10 protein-coding genes and 2 pseudogenes are annotated in these 17,956 nt (G+C 39.3%); 7 read left to right on the top strand and 5 right to left on the bottom strand.

The features are described from left to right. Positions 1 to 785: 785 nt before the first annotated feature. Positions 786 to 2,063: a ubiquinone biosynthesis hydroxylase gene (locus ACFIK7_RS01645; protein ID WP_375658026.1), complete on the bottom strand. Its 1,278-nt coding sequence runs from the start codon at positions 2,061 to 2,063 to the stop codon at positions 786 to 788. A gap of 734 nt (positions 2,064 to 2,797) precedes the next feature. Between ACFIK7_RS01645 and ACFIK7_RS01650 the strand changes: the two genes are divergently transcribed. From ACFIK7_RS01650 to ACFIK7_RS01680, 7 genes and pseudogenes are all read left to right on the top strand, one after another. Further along, entirely contained in the window at positions 2,798 to 5,239 is a 2,442-nt protein-coding gene (locus ACFIK7_RS01650) for a DNA translocase FtsK 4TM domain-containing protein (RefSeq protein ID WP_375643239.1), read from the top strand. A 722-nt stretch (positions 5,240 to 5,961) separates the two neighbouring features. Next, positions 5,962 to 6,221 (top strand): annotated as a pseudogene (locus tag ACFIK7_RS01655) (DNA translocase FtsK); the annotation flags it as partial. A 121-nt stretch (positions 6,222 to 6,342) separates the two neighbouring features. Next, entirely contained in the window at positions 6,343 to 6,951 is a 609-nt protein-coding gene (locus ACFIK7_RS01660) for an outer-membrane lipoprotein carrier protein LolA (protein WP_273790530.1), read from the top strand. Positions 6,952 to 6,984: 33 nt separating this feature from the next. After that, entirely contained in the window at positions 6,985 to 7,800 is an 816-nt protein-coding gene (locus tag ACFIK7_RS01665) for an exodeoxyribonuclease III (protein WP_273790529.1), read from the top strand. A 61-nt stretch (positions 7,801 to 7,861) separates the two neighbouring features. Beyond that, positions 7,862 to 9,343 carry an efflux transporter outer membrane subunit gene (locus tag ACFIK7_RS01670; protein WP_273790528.1) on the top strand — a complete coding sequence of 494 codons (1,482 nt, stop codon included), beginning with the start codon at positions 7,862 to 7,864 and terminating at the stop codon, positions 9,341 to 9,343. Beyond that, positions 9,340 to 10,566, top strand: coding sequence for an efflux RND transporter periplasmic adaptor subunit (locus tag ACFIK7_RS01675; protein WP_375662812.1), 1,227 nt, complete (start codon positions 9,340 to 9,342; stop codon positions 10,564 to 10,566). Before ACFIK7_RS01670 ends, ACFIK7_RS01675 begins: the two co-directional genes overlap by 4 nt. 3 nt (positions 10,567 to 10,569) lie before the next feature. After that, positions 10,570 to 12,558 carry a MacB family efflux pump subunit gene (locus tag ACFIK7_RS01680; protein WP_273790526.1) on the top strand — a complete coding sequence of 663 codons (1,989 nt, stop codon included), beginning with the start codon at positions 10,570 to 10,572 and terminating at the stop codon, positions 12,556 to 12,558. Between the two features lie 1,159 nt (positions 12,559 to 13,717). Here ACFIK7_RS01680 and ACFIK7_RS01685 read toward each other — a convergent pair. From ACFIK7_RS01685 to ftsE, 4 genes and pseudogenes are all read right to left on the bottom strand, one after another. Beyond that, positions 13,718 to 13,940, bottom strand: a pseudogene (locus tag ACFIK7_RS01685) (Arm DNA-binding domain-containing protein); the annotation flags it as partial. A 1,242-nt stretch (positions 13,941 to 15,182) separates the two neighbouring features. Beyond that, complete coding sequence (locus tag ACFIK7_RS01690) at positions 15,183 to 15,848, bottom strand: YdcF family protein (protein ID WP_375637555.1); 666 nt, start codon at positions 15,846 to 15,848, stop codon at positions 15,183 to 15,185. A gap of 4 nt (positions 15,849 to 15,852) precedes the next feature. Further along, on the bottom strand, positions 15,853 to 16,806 hold the full coding sequence (locus ACFIK7_RS01695; RefSeq protein ID WP_375630906.1) for a cell division protein FtsX: 954 nt from the start codon (positions 16,804 to 16,806) through the stop codon (positions 15,853 to 15,855). Then, entirely contained in the window at positions 16,799 to 17,458 is a 660-nt protein-coding gene (ftsE, locus tag ACFIK7_RS01700) for a cell division ATP-binding protein FtsE (RefSeq protein ID WP_273723097.1), read from the bottom strand. Before ftsE ends, ACFIK7_RS01695 begins: the two co-directional genes overlap by 8 nt. Positions 17,459 to 17,956: the final 498 nt, after the last annotated feature.

Raw genomic sequence — 17,956 nt, forward strand, 5'->3', positions numbered from 1 at the left:
TGTTATATATCGGAATATTTTTTCTAAAATTGTGTGGTATTCCACAATAAGTTAAAGGGTTTGTCTGAGAAACAGAATGCCCCAAACGGAATGCATTTGTGTTTCCAATTTACGCGCTTTTTTAAAAGAAAAATTTTTCAATGCAACTAAGCTTATTTTATGGCGCTTCTCGTGAATAATATTAATGTAAAAGTTCCTATGATCATATAAAATCCATTGTACACACCATTTTTACTTCAATAAAAAGTATAAGCCGGCGTCCTTATACACTTTACTCGCCTCCAATATTGCTAAAGTCCTTAGTTCTTGAGAGAGGGAGGCTTTTGTCGCTTTGTTTAATTGTTTTATTTATACGACACTTTCGCTTGTGATGTGCAAGCGAATGATTTTGATTGCTTCAACATGAGAGAGATTTGAAATAAGGGTATTTTATGATCTTTAGATTTCTCACTCAATATGAGAACAATGAACTTATTATTATAAATAAAAGTGTTGTGTGCTAAAAAGTCTTGTTTATTTTATTATGCCGTGAAATGGCTTCTTTTAAGGTGTGGTGATATAAAGCAACAACCTCTTTGAGACATTAAACGTTTTTTTCAGTGCGTAGTGAATATTCTCATAATGTAGCTTGCTTGTCGAGTCTTATGTTGAGTGAAATATGGGAGGAGGAAGTCAAGAGAAAATTACTCGACAGGAATCCGGCTTGTAAACAGATTGGATGAGATAGGAATTTTTTGTTCTTTGAAGGAGGAAGGCAAAGGTTGTAAAATAGTATGAATTTTTTCTTAAAGTGGGAAGCCGTGTAGAAGACGTGGGGCATTTGGAGTGAGTCCGGCAGCTTCTTGAATGAAGTATTTTTTTATTTTTGGCGCTTGATTAATGATTCCAAGGCCGGTATCGCGGAGCATCCGTAAAAGAAGGCTATCATTAGAAAAGAGTTTATTAAGCCAATCATTGCTTAAAGCCATACGGACAATTTCAAAACGTCTCCAGCTTTGATAGCGCTCTAAAGCCGTGAGGGAGCCAATGTCAAGACCTAGTCGTGCTGTTTCAATAATCACTTCAGCGAGGGCAGCGCTATCGCGTAATCCTAAATTGAGTCCTTGTCCTGCAATGGGGTGGATGGTATGGGCGGCATCGCCAACGAGAGCAAAACGTGGTTTAACGCATTGACGTGTTAAAGAAAGACTCAAAGGAAAAGCTTGACGTTCGCCATCCCAAGAGAGTTTGCCTAACCGATGGCCAATGCGTCTTTCGAGTTCTGTTTCAAAAATAAGTGCATCAGCTTTGAGATAATATTGCGCAGTTTTATGATCTTCATTCCACACAATGGCGGATCGGTTGCCTTTGAGAGGGAGAAGAGCAAAAGGACCGGCAGGTAAAAAATGTTGAATTGCTTGACCATTATGGGGTTTTTCATGTTCAACTGTGCAGATGATTGCTGTTTGTTTATAGGGATGAGAAAAATTTTTCAGACCAGCTTTTTGGCGTAATTTCGAATGGGCTCCGTCAGCTGCAATAAGCAATTTTGTTTGCCAAACCTCTTCATTATTTAAAGTGACGGTTGTATGTTGGTGTTCTTGATGAAAATCAATGACACGCGTGTTTGTAATAACAGGGATATTGAGATCTTTGACACGTTTTTTTAAAGTGTTGATGAGTTCTCTATGCTCTACCATAGCAGCAAAGGGCTCACCGGGGGTAATGTCGCCTTCAAAGGTTAAAAGGGTGGGTTTGACAGGATCACTAGTGCTTGCATCTGTGATGATCATTGAATGAATGGGTTGCGCATAGGGTTTTATAGGTTCCCAACATTGTAATTGTTTTAACATACGAATAGAAGCAGCAGCAAGGGCAATGGTTCGTATGTTAGAAGCAGGGGTATCTCCTTGTGGAGCAGCATCAACGATTTTTATTTTCAGAGTAGGGGCTGTTTGCTTGAGTGCTATCGCTAGGGTTAAACCGACAGCTGCCCCCCCTGCAATGAGCAGATCACATTGTTTAGTTTTATGAGATTTAATTTTTTTATTGGGTTGTACGTCTTTATTGCGATTAGAACACACAATACTTCTTCCATTGTTTATAGTTTGCTTTCTTTTAAAAAGAATATCTTTTTACATTGCCTAAAATATCTTAACTTTTACTTTTCTCTCTGCTTTACAAAAACGAGGTTTCTTTTTGGCGCCAATCTGATGACAGATTGGTTTTTCAGAGTTTTTCTGCTTAATCATTTATGTGATTCATCTTACAGATTTATCGGATAAGCTTTTTTGAATATCTTCTTCAATTCTTTTTACACTTGGTTGATAAAAAAGAAAACTAAAAATAAACAAAGATGGTCATGTATTTTTTAAGTTGTGTGAGTTACTTCAGTATGCCTGTCCTGAAGGGGGACATTTCGTTAGTATGATAGATAAAAAATTGTGGTCATTCGTGATGGTTAAAACAGTATTCATATTTTGCCGTTATCATGATGTAGCGTAAAAAACATCTTCTGTTTAGGAAGGTGTCTATAGCACCCATGTAACACTTTACACATGAGGTGTTTTTTGGTTGATCGTGTGATAAATATCTCAGGGAGAGCTTTTTATGCGCCTTATGAAGGATTGTTTCTTAGGGTGGTGGTATATGAATGATATGAAGTGGTTAGAAGGTAGAACGCGCTAGATAAGAAGTCGGATTGTTTACAGGCTATTTGTTTACAAATCGGCACAGAGTTTAAGCTTCATGCTTTTTTAAGAGAGAGAGGGAGTTATAACTCTTTAAAATATGAAATTTTTGTATTTGGAATTGATAGATGCACCGAAGTTCTTCTCCTTATGATTCATTAGAAGTGCGAAATTCTCAAGGTTCGCGTCTTATTGAGATGTTTTTACGTCAGATAGGGGTATTTATTGGGCTTGGGCTTTTGGGCTTTATTATTTTTTGTGTGTTTGCTTTGGCGACGTGGAATGTTGCGGATCCATCTTTAACCCATGCAAGTACAAATGAGGTTACAAACCTTATGGGGTGGATGGGGGCAATTTTTTCAGATTTTATTATGCAGTTTTTTGGCTTGGCAAGTCTTTCTGTTTTGTTGCCACCGTTATTTTGGTCTTTTCTCTTGTTGGCGCAAAAGAATATCTACAATTTGACTTTGCGCTTTTTTTTATGGGTGCTATCAACGATTTGTTTTTTAATTGCTTTTGCCCTTATGTCACCTGTTGCTTCTTTTACTTATTGGCCATTGCCAATGGGATTGGGAGGGGTTTTAGGAGATAAAGTTTTAAGTGTTGCTTCTTCAGTCTTTCCTCTTTTTCTTTCTCCTCCTTACACGGTGTTTTTCAGTGTTGTTTTTATTCTTTTAGGTTTTTTCACCGCTGCTTTTGCTGGTAATGTGATATGGCGGCGTCGAACAAAGAAAAGAAAAGAAAAAAGCATTCCAAAAGACGAAATCGTTAATCCAGTCTTTGAGTTGGAAGAAGATACGGAATATGCCGCAGAGGAGGATCGTGAAAATCATGGTTTTTTTGCGACAACTTGTGGCGCTCTTTTGCATCTTTTTTATTTTTTACAAGCGCGTTTTTTTCGTTTATTCTGTTTCAAAAGGCGTTTTCAGAGTAAAGGGCAAGGAAAGCCATTTGATCGGATTGAGCCAACTTTTTTGGGTGAAAAAGTAAAGTGTGAGAAAAATCAAAATAAAGCCTATGTTTCTCCTGTTAAAAATCGAAAGTCTTTAACAGCTTCTTCAAATGGTGGTTTTGTTCTTCCTCTTGTAGATTATCTTTCGGTTCCACCACCGTCTGTTAGGGATGCAAAACTTTCTCCTGCTGTTTTAAGAGCAAATTCTCAGGAACTTGAAGGGGTTTTGTTAGATTTTGGGGTCAAAGGAAAAATTATAGATGCTTGTCCTGGACCGGTAGTAACTTTGTATGAATTTGAACCGGCTGCAGGTATTAAGTCTTCCCGTATCATTGGTTTGGCAGATGATATTGCACGCTCGATGCGTGCGATTTCGGCGCGTGTTGCGGTGGTTCCAGGACGTAATGTTATTGGAATAGAATTGCCTAATGCAAAGCGTGAGATGGTTTATTTACGAGAAATGTTGCAGGCGCAAGAATTTATTGACAGCAAAGCAAAGCTAGGACTTGCTTTGGGTAAGACAATCGGAGGAGAAGCTGTTGTTGCAGATTTAGCAAAAATGCCCCATCTTTTGGTTGCTGGTACAACAGGATCAGGAAAGTCTGTTGCTATCAATACAATGATTTTATCATTGCTTTATCGTATGACACCTGAACAATGTCGTCTCATTATGGTGGACCCGAAAATGCTTGAGCTTTCGGTTTATGATGGCATTCCCCATTTATTAACACCCGTGGTGACAGATCCTAAAAAAGCCGTGATTGCTTTAAAGTGGGCTGTTCGTGAAATGGAAGAGCGCTATAGTAAAATGTCAAAACTAGGCGTTCGTAATATTGATGGGTTTAATGCACGTCTTAGGGAAGCTGCAAGTCAGGGAGAGACAATGGTGCGGACAATTCAAGTTGGATTTGATCGCGAGACCGGTGAGCCTCTTTATGAAACGGAAACACTTGATTTTAGTCCTATGCCCTATATTGTTGTCATTATTGATGAAATGGCTGATTTGATGATGGTTGCTGGGAAAGATATTGAAGGAGCGGTTCAACGTTTAGCACAAATGGCACGTGCTGCCGGTATCCATGTAATTATGGCGACACAGCGTCCTTCCGTCGATGTTATTACTGGGACGATCAAAGCCAATTTTCCTACACGTATTTCTTTTTCTGTGAGTTCAAAAATTGATAGCCGAACAATTTTAGGCGAACAGGGGGCCGAGCAATTATTGGGACAAGGAGATATGCTCTTTATGATGGGAGGAGGACGTATTCAGCGTGTGCATGGGCCTTTTGTTGCGGATGATGAAGTGGAGCAGGTTGTTGCGCATCTCAAAGAGCAAGCACGACCTGATTATTTAGAAACAATTACGCAAGAAGTTGAAGAGGATGGTGCTGATGTTTCTTTGTCTTCTCCTTCAGAAGATGATCCCTATAGTCAAGCTGTTGCTATTGTGCTTCGTGATCGTAAGGCTTCAACCTCTTATATTCAACGCCGTTTAGGCATTGGTTATAACCGCGCTGCGACATTGATTGAGAGGATGGAAGAAGAAGGTATTATTAGTCCAGCAAATCACGCAGGGAAACGAGAAATTTTAGTGCCGGCTGAAGAAGAACGCTTTTGAAAAATATTTATAGTTGTTTTTTATAATACCTTGTAAAACAAGTGTTTATCCTATTGTATCGTAGAAAGTCTGCATTTTCATATACCAGCTCTCAATTTGCGATAGCTCCTTGGTACTTGAGACTCCTTATAAGGGGATTCTTTATCTTATATAACTTTTATCCATACACCAACCTTGCTTGTAACGTGCAAGCAAATGATTTGAATTGATTCAATATGAGAGAGTATGTGATGAGAGAATCTTATTGTCTTTGGCGTTATGATTTAAGTTAAAAAGATAAATTATTATAAATCAATATCTTGGTATAAAATAATGTCATTGCGAGTGTAGAGGGGGTAAAAGCATGTAAGGTTTGGTATTTAAGTGTCTTTTTAAGTGCGCTCTAAATATTTAGGGCAAGGCTGATCTGTCGAGTCTTAATATAAATGAATTATATGGGGTGGGAAGCTAAGTGAAATTTGCTAAACTCCAAACTGTTTACAGAGTGGTTCGGATGAAGATTTTTATTCTTTTGGGTGGGAAGGAAGTCAAAAAAGCATTTTTGACACTTAAAAGAGCTTTCAGGTTCGCGAGTAATATGTTTAGTCCTTAATCCATTATGTATTGACTATAATTTATGTTGCTTCATAGATTAGGGGTGGGAAAGAATATATTATGCGTTTAGAAAATCAGCAGAAAAGCAGGAAAATTTGATGATTTCGGAAACATAAACGCAGACTGGTTATTTGGAAACGATACCGAAAGAGATCGCAAGAAATAAAGGAAGGATGTTTCTTTAGCAGATGATTCCTATTGTCAAGCTGTTGCTATTGTGCTTCGTGATCGTAAGGCTTCGACTTCTTATATTCAATGTCGTTTAGGCATTGGTTATAACTGTGCTACAACATTGATTGAAAGGATGGAAGAAGAAGGCATCATTAGTCCAGTAAATGATATGGGTAAGCAAAAAGTTTTGGAGACTGTCGAAGAAGAATACTTTTGAAAATCTTTTGATATTTTTTTCAAACAATATCTTTATCTTATAAAGATAGGTATTTATTCGTCGTTGATCACTTAAGTTATGAATTATAAAGTTAATTAAGTATTGCTTGGGAGCTTTTTTTATGAAAACGTCTTTTTTACCGCAAAGAAGAATCTTTGGGTTGGTGGGAATTATTATCTTTTGGTGTTTAACTTTTCCTGTTTTTTCGCAAGTATCTAATAAAGTGATAAAGGCGCAAAATGTTGTGAATCACTTTGCGGCAATCAAAACAATGACAGGTGATTTTATTCAGTTTAGTCCAAAGGGAAAAATGTCTCAGGGGACATTTTATTTAGAGCGTCCAGGGAAAATTCGTTTCATTTACAAAAAAATGCCTTTACAAATTATTGCAGATGGCCAATTTGTGGGTATTAACAATCGGGCTTTGAATACTTGGAACTTTTCACAACTTTCGCAAACGCCAATGAAGTTTTTGTTGGATGATAAAATTGATGTATCTTCTGGGCGCTTGTTGGCATTTCGCGAAGATCCAGGGGCTGTGACGATTGTTCTGCGTGATAAAACGATTGGGGCAGGGCAAATAAGGATGGTTTTTGATTCTAAAGGCTCTGCTTTGCGGCAGTGGACAATTGTTGACCAACAAAATTTGGAAACTACTGTGCAGGTTATGAATGTGCGGACAGACGTCCGGTTCGCTAATGGGATGTTCACGCTTCCTTCGAAGAAATGAAGAAAGAGTGTTACGTTATTTGGATTAAAACAAATGTTCTTTCGTATTGCGACTTGGAATATTAATTCTATTCGTTTGCGTCTTGCACAGGTTTTTCAGTATTTGGAACTCTTTTCCGCAGATGTTTTGTGTCTACAGGAAACAAAATGTCCAGATGCTTTATTTCCAGTGGAGGCTTTTGAAGCAGCGGGTTATAAGCATATCGCATTGAGTGGACAAAAATCTTATAACGGGGTGGCTATTGTTTCTCGTTTGCCTTTTAAAAAGGTAGAAAAACGTTTTTTTTGTCAAAACCAAGATTGCCGGTATATCTCAGTTATTGTGGAAGCCCATGGGAGAAGCTTGCGGATTCATAATTTTTATGTTCCTGCTGGGGGAGATATCCCTGATGCTGATGTGAATGAAAAATTTCGTCATAAGCTTGATTTTTTAGAAGAAATGTCTTCCATTCGTGCGGATCACGGCGATGGTCTTTCTTCTCTTTTGGTGGGAGATTTAAATATTGCTCCTTTGGCAGAGGATGTTTGGTCTCATCAGCAATTGTTGAAGGTTGTAAGCCATACTCCCATTGAAACCGAGCGTTTACAGGATTTGTGTTGTCAAGGTGGATGGGTTGATCTGATGCGGTTGCATATTCCTGTTCCTACCAAGCTTTATACATGGTGGAGTTATCGTGCTCGCGATTGGGCATTTACCGATTATGGGCGGCGGCTTGATCATGTTTGGTCTTCTCAAGATTTAGCACCTTTTGTTGTAGATCTTTCTATTTTTCGTGATGCGCGCGGATGGGAACGTCCTTCAGATCATATTCCTGTGCAAACTGTATTTGATTTTTCACGTCAAGTTTGAAATAAGAGGTAAATAAAGTATTAATATTCAATAATGATTCTGAAAGAATGCGGGAGACTGGATGTATATCAGAAATCTCAAATGGGGCGCTTCTCGTGGATTATTTTCTAGTGTCTTGTTGTGTTTGCTTTTGTCAGGATGTATGGTTGGTCCTAATTACCAGAAAACATCTTTTCGTGTTCCAGCAGTTTGGGGAGAAAAATCTGCACAGACTGCAGGGCAGTCCGTTGCGCTTGCCGGATGGTGGCGGCATTTGAATGACCCTGTTCTAGATGCGTTAATGGATTATGCTATTTCTGGAAATAATAATGTTGCTGTTGCCAAAGCTCGGGTACGTGAGGCGCGTGCAGGTTTAGGGCAGGTTGTGGGAACTCTTTTGCCAAATGTGTCCAATTCAATTTCAGGAACCCGTAGTCGTTCTGGACAGTCTGATGCATTGTTAAACCAGTATAGTAGTGGTTTTGATGCAAGCTGGGAGCTGGATTTTTTTGGTGGGCATAAACGTGCGGTTGAAGCAGCGCGTTATGGCCTTGATGCGGCTGTGGAAGATATGCGTGCTACCATGGTGACATTACTAGGAGATGTGGCAACAAATTATGTGCAAATGCGTGGTTGGCAACAAAAGTTGTTTATTGTGCGGCAAATTGCTGTCTCACAACGTAAAACTTATGAACTGATGCGCGCTAGATTAACAGCTGGTGATGTTTCTGAGCTTGATGTTTCAAATGCGCAAGCGCAGATGGCAAATACAGAGGCAGATATATCACAGATGGAAGCGAATGTAGCAATGAGCGTTCATCGCCTCTCTGTCTTAACTGGTCGTGTGCCTACGGCATTGAAGGATCTTTTACAAAAAAATGCTAAGCATGCAAAGATTCCACAACCACGCTGGCCGATACCAGCAGGAATTCCAGCTGATATTTTGTTAACACGTCCGGATTTACGACGGGCAGAGCGTCAATATGCGCAAGCGACAGCACGGATTGGTCAACGTGAAGCAGATCGTTATCCATCACTTACTTTAACAGGTAATATTTCAACAGCAGCAACGGCAATTGATCAATTATGGAAAAATTCAACGATTGGCTGGTCTTTTGGACCTGGTCTTCGTTTTCCTCTTTTTAATGGAGGTCAGGTCGAGGCTTCTATTGCGGTAGCGCGCGCGCAGCGTGATCAAGCTTTTATTACTTATCGAGCTGCTGTGTTGGAAGCTTTAGAAGATGTAGAAAATGCGCTTGTAAGATTAACGAAGGAACATCAACGCTTAGAAAAGCTAATCGTTGCGAATAAAGCTTCTCTTCATTCCTTAAAACTTTCACGGAGCCTTTTTGAGAATGGAAATACTAGTTTTCTTGAATTGTTAAATGCTGATCGCTCTTATTATTCTGCACAAATGGCGCTTAAAGATAGTCGTGTTTCTTTGGTTACGCAATATATCACGTTGATGAAAGCATTGGGGGGAGGCTGGGATGGCGTTGTTGATGTATCGCGTCCAGAAGTCGTTGATAATGCACCTCGTTCGCGTGCAAAGGTAGGGAAATGAAAAAAAACTTACTCAAAAATTTCATTACAAAACATAAAAAACTTTCCTTCTTTTTAACTGCTATATTTCTCATTCTCTTGTTGTTATGGTTACGTTCTGTTTTTTTTGGAACATCTACTCCAACTTATATAACAACGGTGGTGAAGCGTGGGGATATTGAGGAAAGTGTTTTAGCTTCTGGTCTTGTACGTCCTTACCGGTTGGTGGCTGTTGGTGCGCGTGCAACAGGGCGTGTGGTGTCAATGCGTGTTTCCCCTGGGAGTGTTGTGAAAGAAGGCGATCTCTTGGCAGAAATTGATCCTACAGATCAGGAAAATGATTTAAAAAGAAAAAAAGCAGCATTATCGCATTATTATGCGAATTTGGTAGAACAAGAAGCCTATCTTTCTCTTGCACAGAAAAATTTAGAGCGTCAGAAAAAAATGATCGAAACACGTGCGATTTCACGGGCGAACCTCGATGAGGCTGCGACACAGGTGAAAATACGCGAGGCGCAAATTGAACAACTTCGTCAGCAGATTGTGCAAGCACAAATTGATGTGGAGAGTGCAGAGGTTAATTTAGGTTATACACGCATCACTGCCCCTTCAGCGGGAACGGTTTTGGCAACAGTTGTGGAAGAAGGGCAGAATGTGAATGCGGTTCAGTCGGCGCCAACAATTGTTATTTTGGGTGATTTATCAAAGATGACGATCAAGGCGCAAATCTCAGAAGCAGATATTCTTAAAGTCCGAGCTGGACAACCACTTTATTTTACAGTTTTAGGTAATTCACAGCGTCGTTATGAAGGCGTTTTAGAAAAAGTAGAGCCGGCTCCTGAAGCAATTCGTGCTGATGTGAGTATTAATCCTGGTATGGTGAGTGGTTCTAGTGCTTTAATATCATCGGCTATCTATTACAATGGAATTCTACATGTTGATAATGCGGACAATTTTTTGCGAACCTATATGACTGCTCAAGTTCATATTATCTTAGGGCGTGCGCAGAATGTCTTGTTGGTTCCAAGTGATGCTTTACGCGATGAGACAAGAGAGCGTAAAGCATGGGTTTCTGTTTTGGTGGGGGAAAATAAGGTGGTTACTAAACAGGTGAGTGTTGGGTTGAATAATAAGGTTATGGCAGAGATTATTTCAGGACTTAACGAGGGTGATGTCGTCATCACCAGTTCGTCTGATGGAGTGATGCCAGAGTCTTCTAACATGCATAGCGAAGACGAGAGTTAAAGCATGAGCACAAATCAAGCAGATGCTGTCTTCGTCTTGGAAAATATTGTGCGCAAATTTCCTGCGGGCGAAACGTTTGTTACCGTTTTGAAAAACATCAATCTTACCATTAAACGTGGTGAAATGGTGGCAATTGTAGGTGCTTCCGGTTCAGGTAAATCTACCTTGATGAATATTTTAGGCTGTCTTGATCGTCCAACTTCTGGCCGTTATTGGATCTCTGGTAAAGAAACAGCTTCTCTTTCTGCGGATGAATTGTCGGCTTTACGACGTAATCATTTTGGTTTTATTTTTCAGCGCTACCATTTGTTGAATGAATTGACAGCTCTTGGTAATGTTGAAATTCCGGCTATTTATGCGGGATGTGCCGTGGAAGCAAGAAAAAAGCGTGCACAGGATCTTTTAACGCGTTTGGGCATGGGTGATCGGATAAATCATCGTCCAAATCAGCTTTCCGGTGGTCAGCAACAACGTGTTTCTATTGCTCGGGCGCTCATGAATAATGCGGAGGTCATTCTTGCAGATGAACCAACTGGTGCATTGGACAAAAAGAGTGGGCAAGAAGTATTGCATATTTTGGATGAACTTCATCAAGAAGGGCGTACTATTATCATTGTAACCCATGATATGCAGGTGGCTGAAAGAGCAGAGCGTATTATCGAAATCAGTGATGGGGAAATTATTGCTGATAAGCGGTCAAGGGTTGCAAAAACAAAAGTTGGTAGAAAATCTCTTCAGGAACAACAAAATCTAAAAGGCCAACAAAAACTGGGCTTTTTTCGTTCTTTTTTTGAGCGATTCCGTGAGGCGTTTGTGATGGCTCTGTTGGCAATGAATGCACATCGTATGCGGACTTTTCTAACAATGCTTGGGGTGATTATCGGTATTGGGGCGATTATTGCTATGGTGGCTTTAGGGAATGGTACACGAGAGAAAATTCTGGAAAATTTTAAAAGTTTGGGTACTAATACATTAACCATTTTTCCTGGTAAAAGTTTTTCTGATCCACAAGCAGAAAAAATAACCAGTTTGGTTGAAGCTGATGCAGAAGCCTTGTCTGGATTACCTTATGTTTCTGGTGTAACACCACAGATTTCAGCAAGCTCGAAAGTGCGTTTTGGTGCAGTTGAAGTCAATGCCGTCATTGCGGGGGTGGGAGAACAATTTTTTCAGACACAGGGGCTCAAAGTTTTCAAAGGACAGTTTTTTGATCAAAAAAGTGTCCATGATCGGGCGGTTGATCTCGTGATCGAGAAAGAAGCATTGTCTGTTCTTTTTCCCCATAGCTATGAAAGCCCCCTTGGAAAGGTGGTGCATGTGGGGAATGTTCCAGCGCGTATTATTGGTGTTGTTGATTCGCAAAATAATGCAAGTGGAGATACATCAAATACGTTACAGCTTTATTTGCCCTATACAACAGTGCAGACACGTTTTCTTGGCACAACAGAAGTTCGTGCAATTACTGTTAGAATTGCTGATGATATTGATTCACATTTAGCGGAGACCATGATAAAACGTTTTCTCATTATGCGGCATGGCGGGGAGGACTTTTTCATTAGAAATTCTGAATTCTTCCGTGAACGTGTTATGGAGAGTACAAATATTTTAACACTTTTAATTTCTTCAATTGCAGCTATTTCCCTGATTGTGGGGGGTATTGGGGTGATGAATATTATGTTGGTCACTGTTTCTGAGCGGATCAATGAAATCGGCGTGCGTATGGCAGTTGGTGCACGGCAAAGTGATATTTTACAGCAATTTCTCATTGAAGCGATTTTGGTTTGTGTGATTGGTGGTGGTTTGGGGATCTTGCTTGGGCTTTCTATCGGTGGCTTATTTCTTCTGTTTAAGGCGCCTATCCATTTGGTTTATACTATTGAATCGATCATTATGTCTCTTACTTTTTCAACACTCATTGGAATATGTTTTGGCTTTTCTCCAGCGCGGCAAGCTTCACGGCTTGACCCTGTTGTCGCTCTTTCACGCGATTAAGCTTTATCAATTGGGTCATGTTTGTTCGTGATGCTTTCCACTTGGATGAGGCGTTTATGAAGCGAAACATGAATGGGAAAAGTTTAGCATTATTTGCTGCTCTATTTTAGAAAACGCTTTGTTTATTAAGTGGAGCGTACCACTAGAGGTGAACGTTTCTTATAGCGCACCACATCATGTGAGATATGATAGGCATATAAGCCTTCTTGAGGCATTGAATGTTTTGAGAATGCATAATGAATATTTTTAAATCTTTCTTGTCGAGTCTTATGGAAGTAAATCCTATTAAGGAGAAGTTAAATGGAACCCGTTAGAATGAGATTGCTTGCAGACTGAATTTTGTTAAAAATCTTCGTCTTCTGAGATATGAAGAGGAGAACAAATGAAATAGATTGCGCGACGGTTCTTAAGATTTAATTTAAAAAGAGGCGGGGAAGTGAATAGTATATCTGCTAACAAACAAAAGAACAAAAAAGAAGGTTGATGCCAAAAACAGCTTAAACCTCCATTCTTCCAAAAAAATGAACTGGTATCGAGATAGCTGAGAAGTTTAAGAGGTTTCGTTTAGTATTTTTAAGATTTTCGGAAAAGAGGTTATGAGTATTTCTCACTTTTGGTTTTGCAGAGGGTGGTGCAAATTATAGGTGTTTAGGTTTATGCAAATAAATTATGATCGTGCTCAAGTTTTAAAATGTGACCTAAGACACAGCCATTTTCTGTTCCTTTATGCGAGTAACTTAGCTTTCTTTAGAATATTTTGTTTAAGGCATCGCTTTTTTCTGCCTTATCTCATGATTTTGGAGCTGAAGGATAAACAAGCCATTTGAGTTTCTAGGGTAAGGATGCCGTCAGATACTCGGTAGGGGGGCGTGATCTTAAGAACTAATACCGTGAAATGCAGGTTTGATTTAATGGTTTTGGTGAGGAAGACAAAAAGTTTGAGAGGCGGATAGCTTCTTATTTTGAATGATGTATGAATGAAAAGGGCTTTCATTTATTGAAAAAGAATAAGCTCATATTCAGCAGGTGTGAGGTGAAGTAAGAGAACATCGTAATACCAAGCTGCAGTTATGCTGCTAAAGAACATAATGGCGCTAGTGATGAGCAATGGTATGTCTAGTTGGTATGGTGGTTATTCTTCCTCCTGCTACAAGTCCGATACAGGGCGCCATTGGTTTGCACATTCACGGGCTTGTTTTAAAGAGACATCTCTTAAGGCACCCAATCCCATTTCACGACGGCGCTCGTGAATGGTACAACGGTAAATCCATTGAGCACCTCCATCTTTACGCTTATGAAGTAACAAGCCGGCACCATCATTATATTTGCCAGCTCGTGGGTGTTGCGATAGACCTTGCATTAAGACGGTTCATAAGAGCCATTTTTAGTCATTTCTTGTACAGTTTTTATCCACACACTCATCCCGCTTGTGATGTGCAAGTAAGTGGTTTTAGTTGATTCAACATAAACAGATTTGAAATGAGAGAATCTGATGATATTGAGAGCTCTCATTCAAGTTGTAGCGTAATAAAATTTCATTATAAATCAATATGTTGTATGTAATAAAGCACCTTAGGCAGTGAGGTCACTAAAATTATGACGCATGAGCTTTAGCGGCAGTGATGAATATTCTCAGGCAGGGGTTTTCTTGTCGAGCTTTATGTGAGTAAACCATATAAATGGGGAAGCTGAGAGGAACCTGTCCAGAGAAAGTGAACTGTTTACAAATCGTTGCTGATAGGAATCATCGTCCTTTGAGATGTTGAGAGGAAATCACAATTCTTATGAAATCTGTCTTTTGAGGTGTTCTGATATTGAAGTGAGCAGGTGGAACGCGTTAGACAAGAAGCTGAGTTATTATTGTTTACAGATCAATAGAGTTTACAAATTTTCGTTCTTTTTTGGGGAGGAAACCAGACAAAAAGTGATCTTAGAGAGCAAAATGATTTCAAAAAAGATTGCGATAAAAAACGTGAGGTATTCGTAGCGGTGTGCGTTTTTAGCTTATTCCTATCTGTGATCTAAAATGCTCTTAAGAAGATGCTTTTTAGAATAAGAGATTGTTACTAATATATTGACTTATAATGATAGTTTAACATTCTCTCTGTTGAATGAGAAATCTAATTATTATAAATTTTCTTATTTTAAATCTATTAAAAGTATTTTTTTGCATGTCATACGAGGTTGGTATGTTCGTGTTTAAGAAAGGCGTAATGCATGCCTCTTACCAATCATCCCAAGAGGCTTGAGCTATCGTAATACTTGGGGGCGGCAAAATATAGGGTGGGGCGGTTTGCATTTTTATGAAGCGTAAAGACGGTGGTATAAATAGATCTCTATAACAAGTCTGAAGATCTTATAGTTGTATGGGGGCTCTATTTACAAGAGCTTATATATTGAGATGGTATGTACAGATCCCGTGCTGTGAGATATGTTTGGGATGTAAGAGATGTTTTGGGTGAGAATGTGCAATACAGTGATACATGTATTGTGGGGTGTTCTGTGTTGTATGAAGGTAGCTCTGTCGAGCTTTTATAGAAGCAACCTCTTGTGGAAGAGTATGAGAGAAAGGTATGAAGAGGTCAGAAGATGGCAAGGTTTTTAAAAAGTCAGAAGGATAAAGATTAGAATGCGGTTCTGATATAGACTTGGAGCGTTTTAATATATTGGAATATAAGAATGCGGATTTGATTGATCTGTTGTATTGCGCTTTCAGCATTGTGCTTTTTAACAGGATAGGCAATGAAATGGATATCAGGCATTAAATATTTAAGTTCTCGCATCGAGCGCCACACATGGTAATCATGGGTGACGATATAAAGGGTTTTATAGTGGTGTTTTTTGATCCAATCGGCGCTTTCTTTAGCATTTCCTCTGGTGTTAATCGCTTGATGCCCGATGTCAATACAACAGGAGATAAGCCGTCGGGTAATATGCATGTTATGCATGAGACTTTTCAGGTTGGTTGTGGTATTTACACCACTGATGAGGAGACGTGAACCAAGCCCCCTTTGTAAGAGATTAAGTCCTGTCTCTATTCGGTTTTCTCCGCCTGTCAGCACAATGATGGCATCAGCTTTGGGGAGAGGCTGTGGGGGAGAAAGTCGTTCAGTTTTTTCAGAAAAAATAATAAAACCGCTCCAGAAAATGAAAACAATGATTGAAAGAGTAAGGGTTGTCGGTGGAAAATAGCGAAATAAAAAGCGGGGAGACCAACTATAGTGGAGCCGTTTTGGAAGAGGACGTTCTAAATTGTTTTGCGTCAATGAGTTGTAAGTGTTGTGAGTCATAAAATTAAAATAAACCGTTTTCACATTGATCGATTTTTTTCAGTTGTGTTAAAATAGTCATGCGGTTTGTAAGGGTGGTAAGAAAAGAAACGAAAATAATAAGAAAAATGATTTTTCCGTAGGGGATGGAACTTATGGAAAGATGTCCAAACAAAGCTGTTATTTGGCTAGCTTCCACTCTTCCCAAGTTATAATTCGTCCAGAGACAAAAGGCTGAAAACAGAAATATGCTTGTAAGACCACCATATAAAGCACCACGCAGCGCGGTTTTAAAAAAATGCCAGTCAAATTGGCGAGCAATGAAAAGAGTTTCAGTACCAAGGAAATATAAGACATTGATAATATGTGTATTTTCTGCCAATGCATTGCGAGTGGCAAAAATGATGGTGAGGATAAGAGAACCTAGAACCAATGCTAAAATTGAAAAACCAATGAAAACAGTGGTGTGTGCCATGGTCGCAAAACGATGAACCCAAACACGGTGATCATCAAATTGACCTCCTGGAATTTGGGTTTTAATGGCGTGATTAATGGCTGCAAAATTGATTTTTTCATCCCCATTCAGGGTCACAATGATGAGGCGGGGAAGGGGTAGTTCATTGACATTGAAGCCTGTTCCAAGCCATGGCTCCAGTAACTTTTCTGTAGCTTTTTGGTCAACAATTTTTGCATCTTGTACACCAGAAAATGTTTTAACCAATTGTACGGCATCACGGAGTGCTTTGTTGATATCAACATTGTCAATGGGGCGTATTTGTATTGTTGCTTCATAGCTAATCTGATTACTCCAATTTTGGGCAGCATGTTGGACTAAATCAACACCGATTAAGGTGAGGCTTGAAAGAAATGTCATAATAGCAATTACGGCAACCAATGCTTTTCCAGAAATATTACCACTGGGAATAATCGCTGTTGTATTTTTTTTATTGCTTGTAAAAATGGGGAAAGACTTATTCATGAATCGTCATCCGTCCGTTATGGAGAAGCATACGCCGTGCTGCAACTTGTTCCATTAAGGCAATATCATGGGTGGCAATGATAACAGCCGTTCCAAAACGGTTTAATTCAATAAACAAACGGAGGAGGCGTTTTGCCAAGGGCGGATCGACATTTCCAGTGGGTTCATCGGCAAGTAGAATTTCAGGTTGATCAATGAGTGCGCGTGCAATGGCTACCCTTTGTTTTTCCCCACCGGAAAGAACCGGTGGTAAAACATGAATATGATCTCCAAGACCTACCCAACAGAGAAGATCTTCCACTTCACTGCGATAGGTTGCTTCTTCTTGTCCTTTAATGCGTAAAGGTAAGGAGACATTTTCATAAGTGGTCATGTGGTCGAGTAAACGAAAATCTTGAAAAACCACACCGATACGTTGTCGCAGCGCAGGGAGCTCTTGTCGTTTGAGTAATGCTGTGTCTGTTCCAAAGAGATCAATATGACCGCGGGTGGGTTTGAGTGCCAAAAACATAAGACGCATCAGCGACGTTTTCCCTGCTCCAGAGGCACCTGTGAGAAATTGAAATGATCCAGGAGGAATATGAAAGCTAATATCACGAAGGACCTCAGGGCCCATTCCATAGCGTAGGCCGACATTTTCAAAATGAATCACTTTTTATTATTACTCCTGATTTTATATTGCATCATTTATTCTAAAAACTCTTACTTTCATTGCTTTAGATTTTTGTTGTAAGCTTGTTTATTTTAGATTTCATGGTTTTCAATATTTTTTATACACCCTCGTTATAGATAAATATTTTTGCTCAAGAATATTATCACTTATACTTTCTTTTTTTAGCTTTATTTATGATTTTAGCAGGAATTTCAAAGGGATTCTAGCATAAACATCAGAACTATTTTTCCTTCTTACTCAGAGGCTTTTTTTGCATTGAGTGGACATTGGGTGATTTTAAAAAGCTATGTTGCTCTTTTTATCTTACTTTCTTATTCTTGTTCGCATCCCAATCTTGAGGTTTTTGCTTAAATTATTTCTTACCTGTTATGAAAAAAAGCGTTTGTTGTTAGAATGATTGAGCTTCTCATGCATTGTTTTGTTTTTTATTCTCCTTGGTGGTTTTCGTAATAATGCTGAGATAATTTTAGCAAAAAA

It is taken from the genome of Bartonella sp. CL266QHHD, assembly GCF_042195355.1.
Taxonomy (GTDB): Bacteria; Pseudomonadota; Alphaproteobacteria; order Rhizobiales; family Rhizobiaceae; genus Bartonella.

What these genes read in the sequence shown, in the direction of transcription:
- ACFIK7_RS01650 (WP_375643239.1), top strand. Translation starts at nt 2,798, where the DNA reads ATGCACCGAAGTTCTTCTCCTTATGATTCATTAGAAGTGCGAAATTCT.
- ACFIK7_RS01660 (WP_273790530.1), top strand. Translation starts at nt 6,343, where the DNA reads ATGAAAACGTCTTTTTTACCGCAAAGAAGAATCTTTGGGTTGGTGGGA.
- ACFIK7_RS01665 (WP_273790529.1), top strand. Translation starts at nt 6,985, where the DNA reads ATGTTCTTTCGTATTGCGACTTGGAATATTAATTCTATTCGTTTGCGT.
- ACFIK7_RS01670 (WP_273790528.1), top strand. Translation starts at nt 7,862, where the DNA reads ATGTATATCAGAAATCTCAAATGGGGCGCTTCTCGTGGATTATTTTCT.
- ACFIK7_RS01675 (WP_375662812.1), top strand. Translation starts at nt 9,340, where the DNA reads ATGAAAAAAAACTTACTCAAAAATTTCATTACAAAACATAAAAAACTT.
- ACFIK7_RS01680 (WP_273790526.1), top strand. Translation starts at nt 10,570, where the DNA reads ATGAGCACAAATCAAGCAGATGCTGTCTTCGTCTTGGAAAATATTGTG.
- ACFIK7_RS01690 (WP_375637555.1), bottom strand. Translation starts at nt 15,848, where the DNA reads ATGACTCACAACACTTACAACTCATTGACGCAAAACAATTTAGAACGT.
- ACFIK7_RS01695 (WP_375630906.1), bottom strand. Translation starts at nt 16,806, where the DNA reads ATGAATAAGTCTTTCCCCATTTTTACAAGCAATAAAAAAAATACAACA.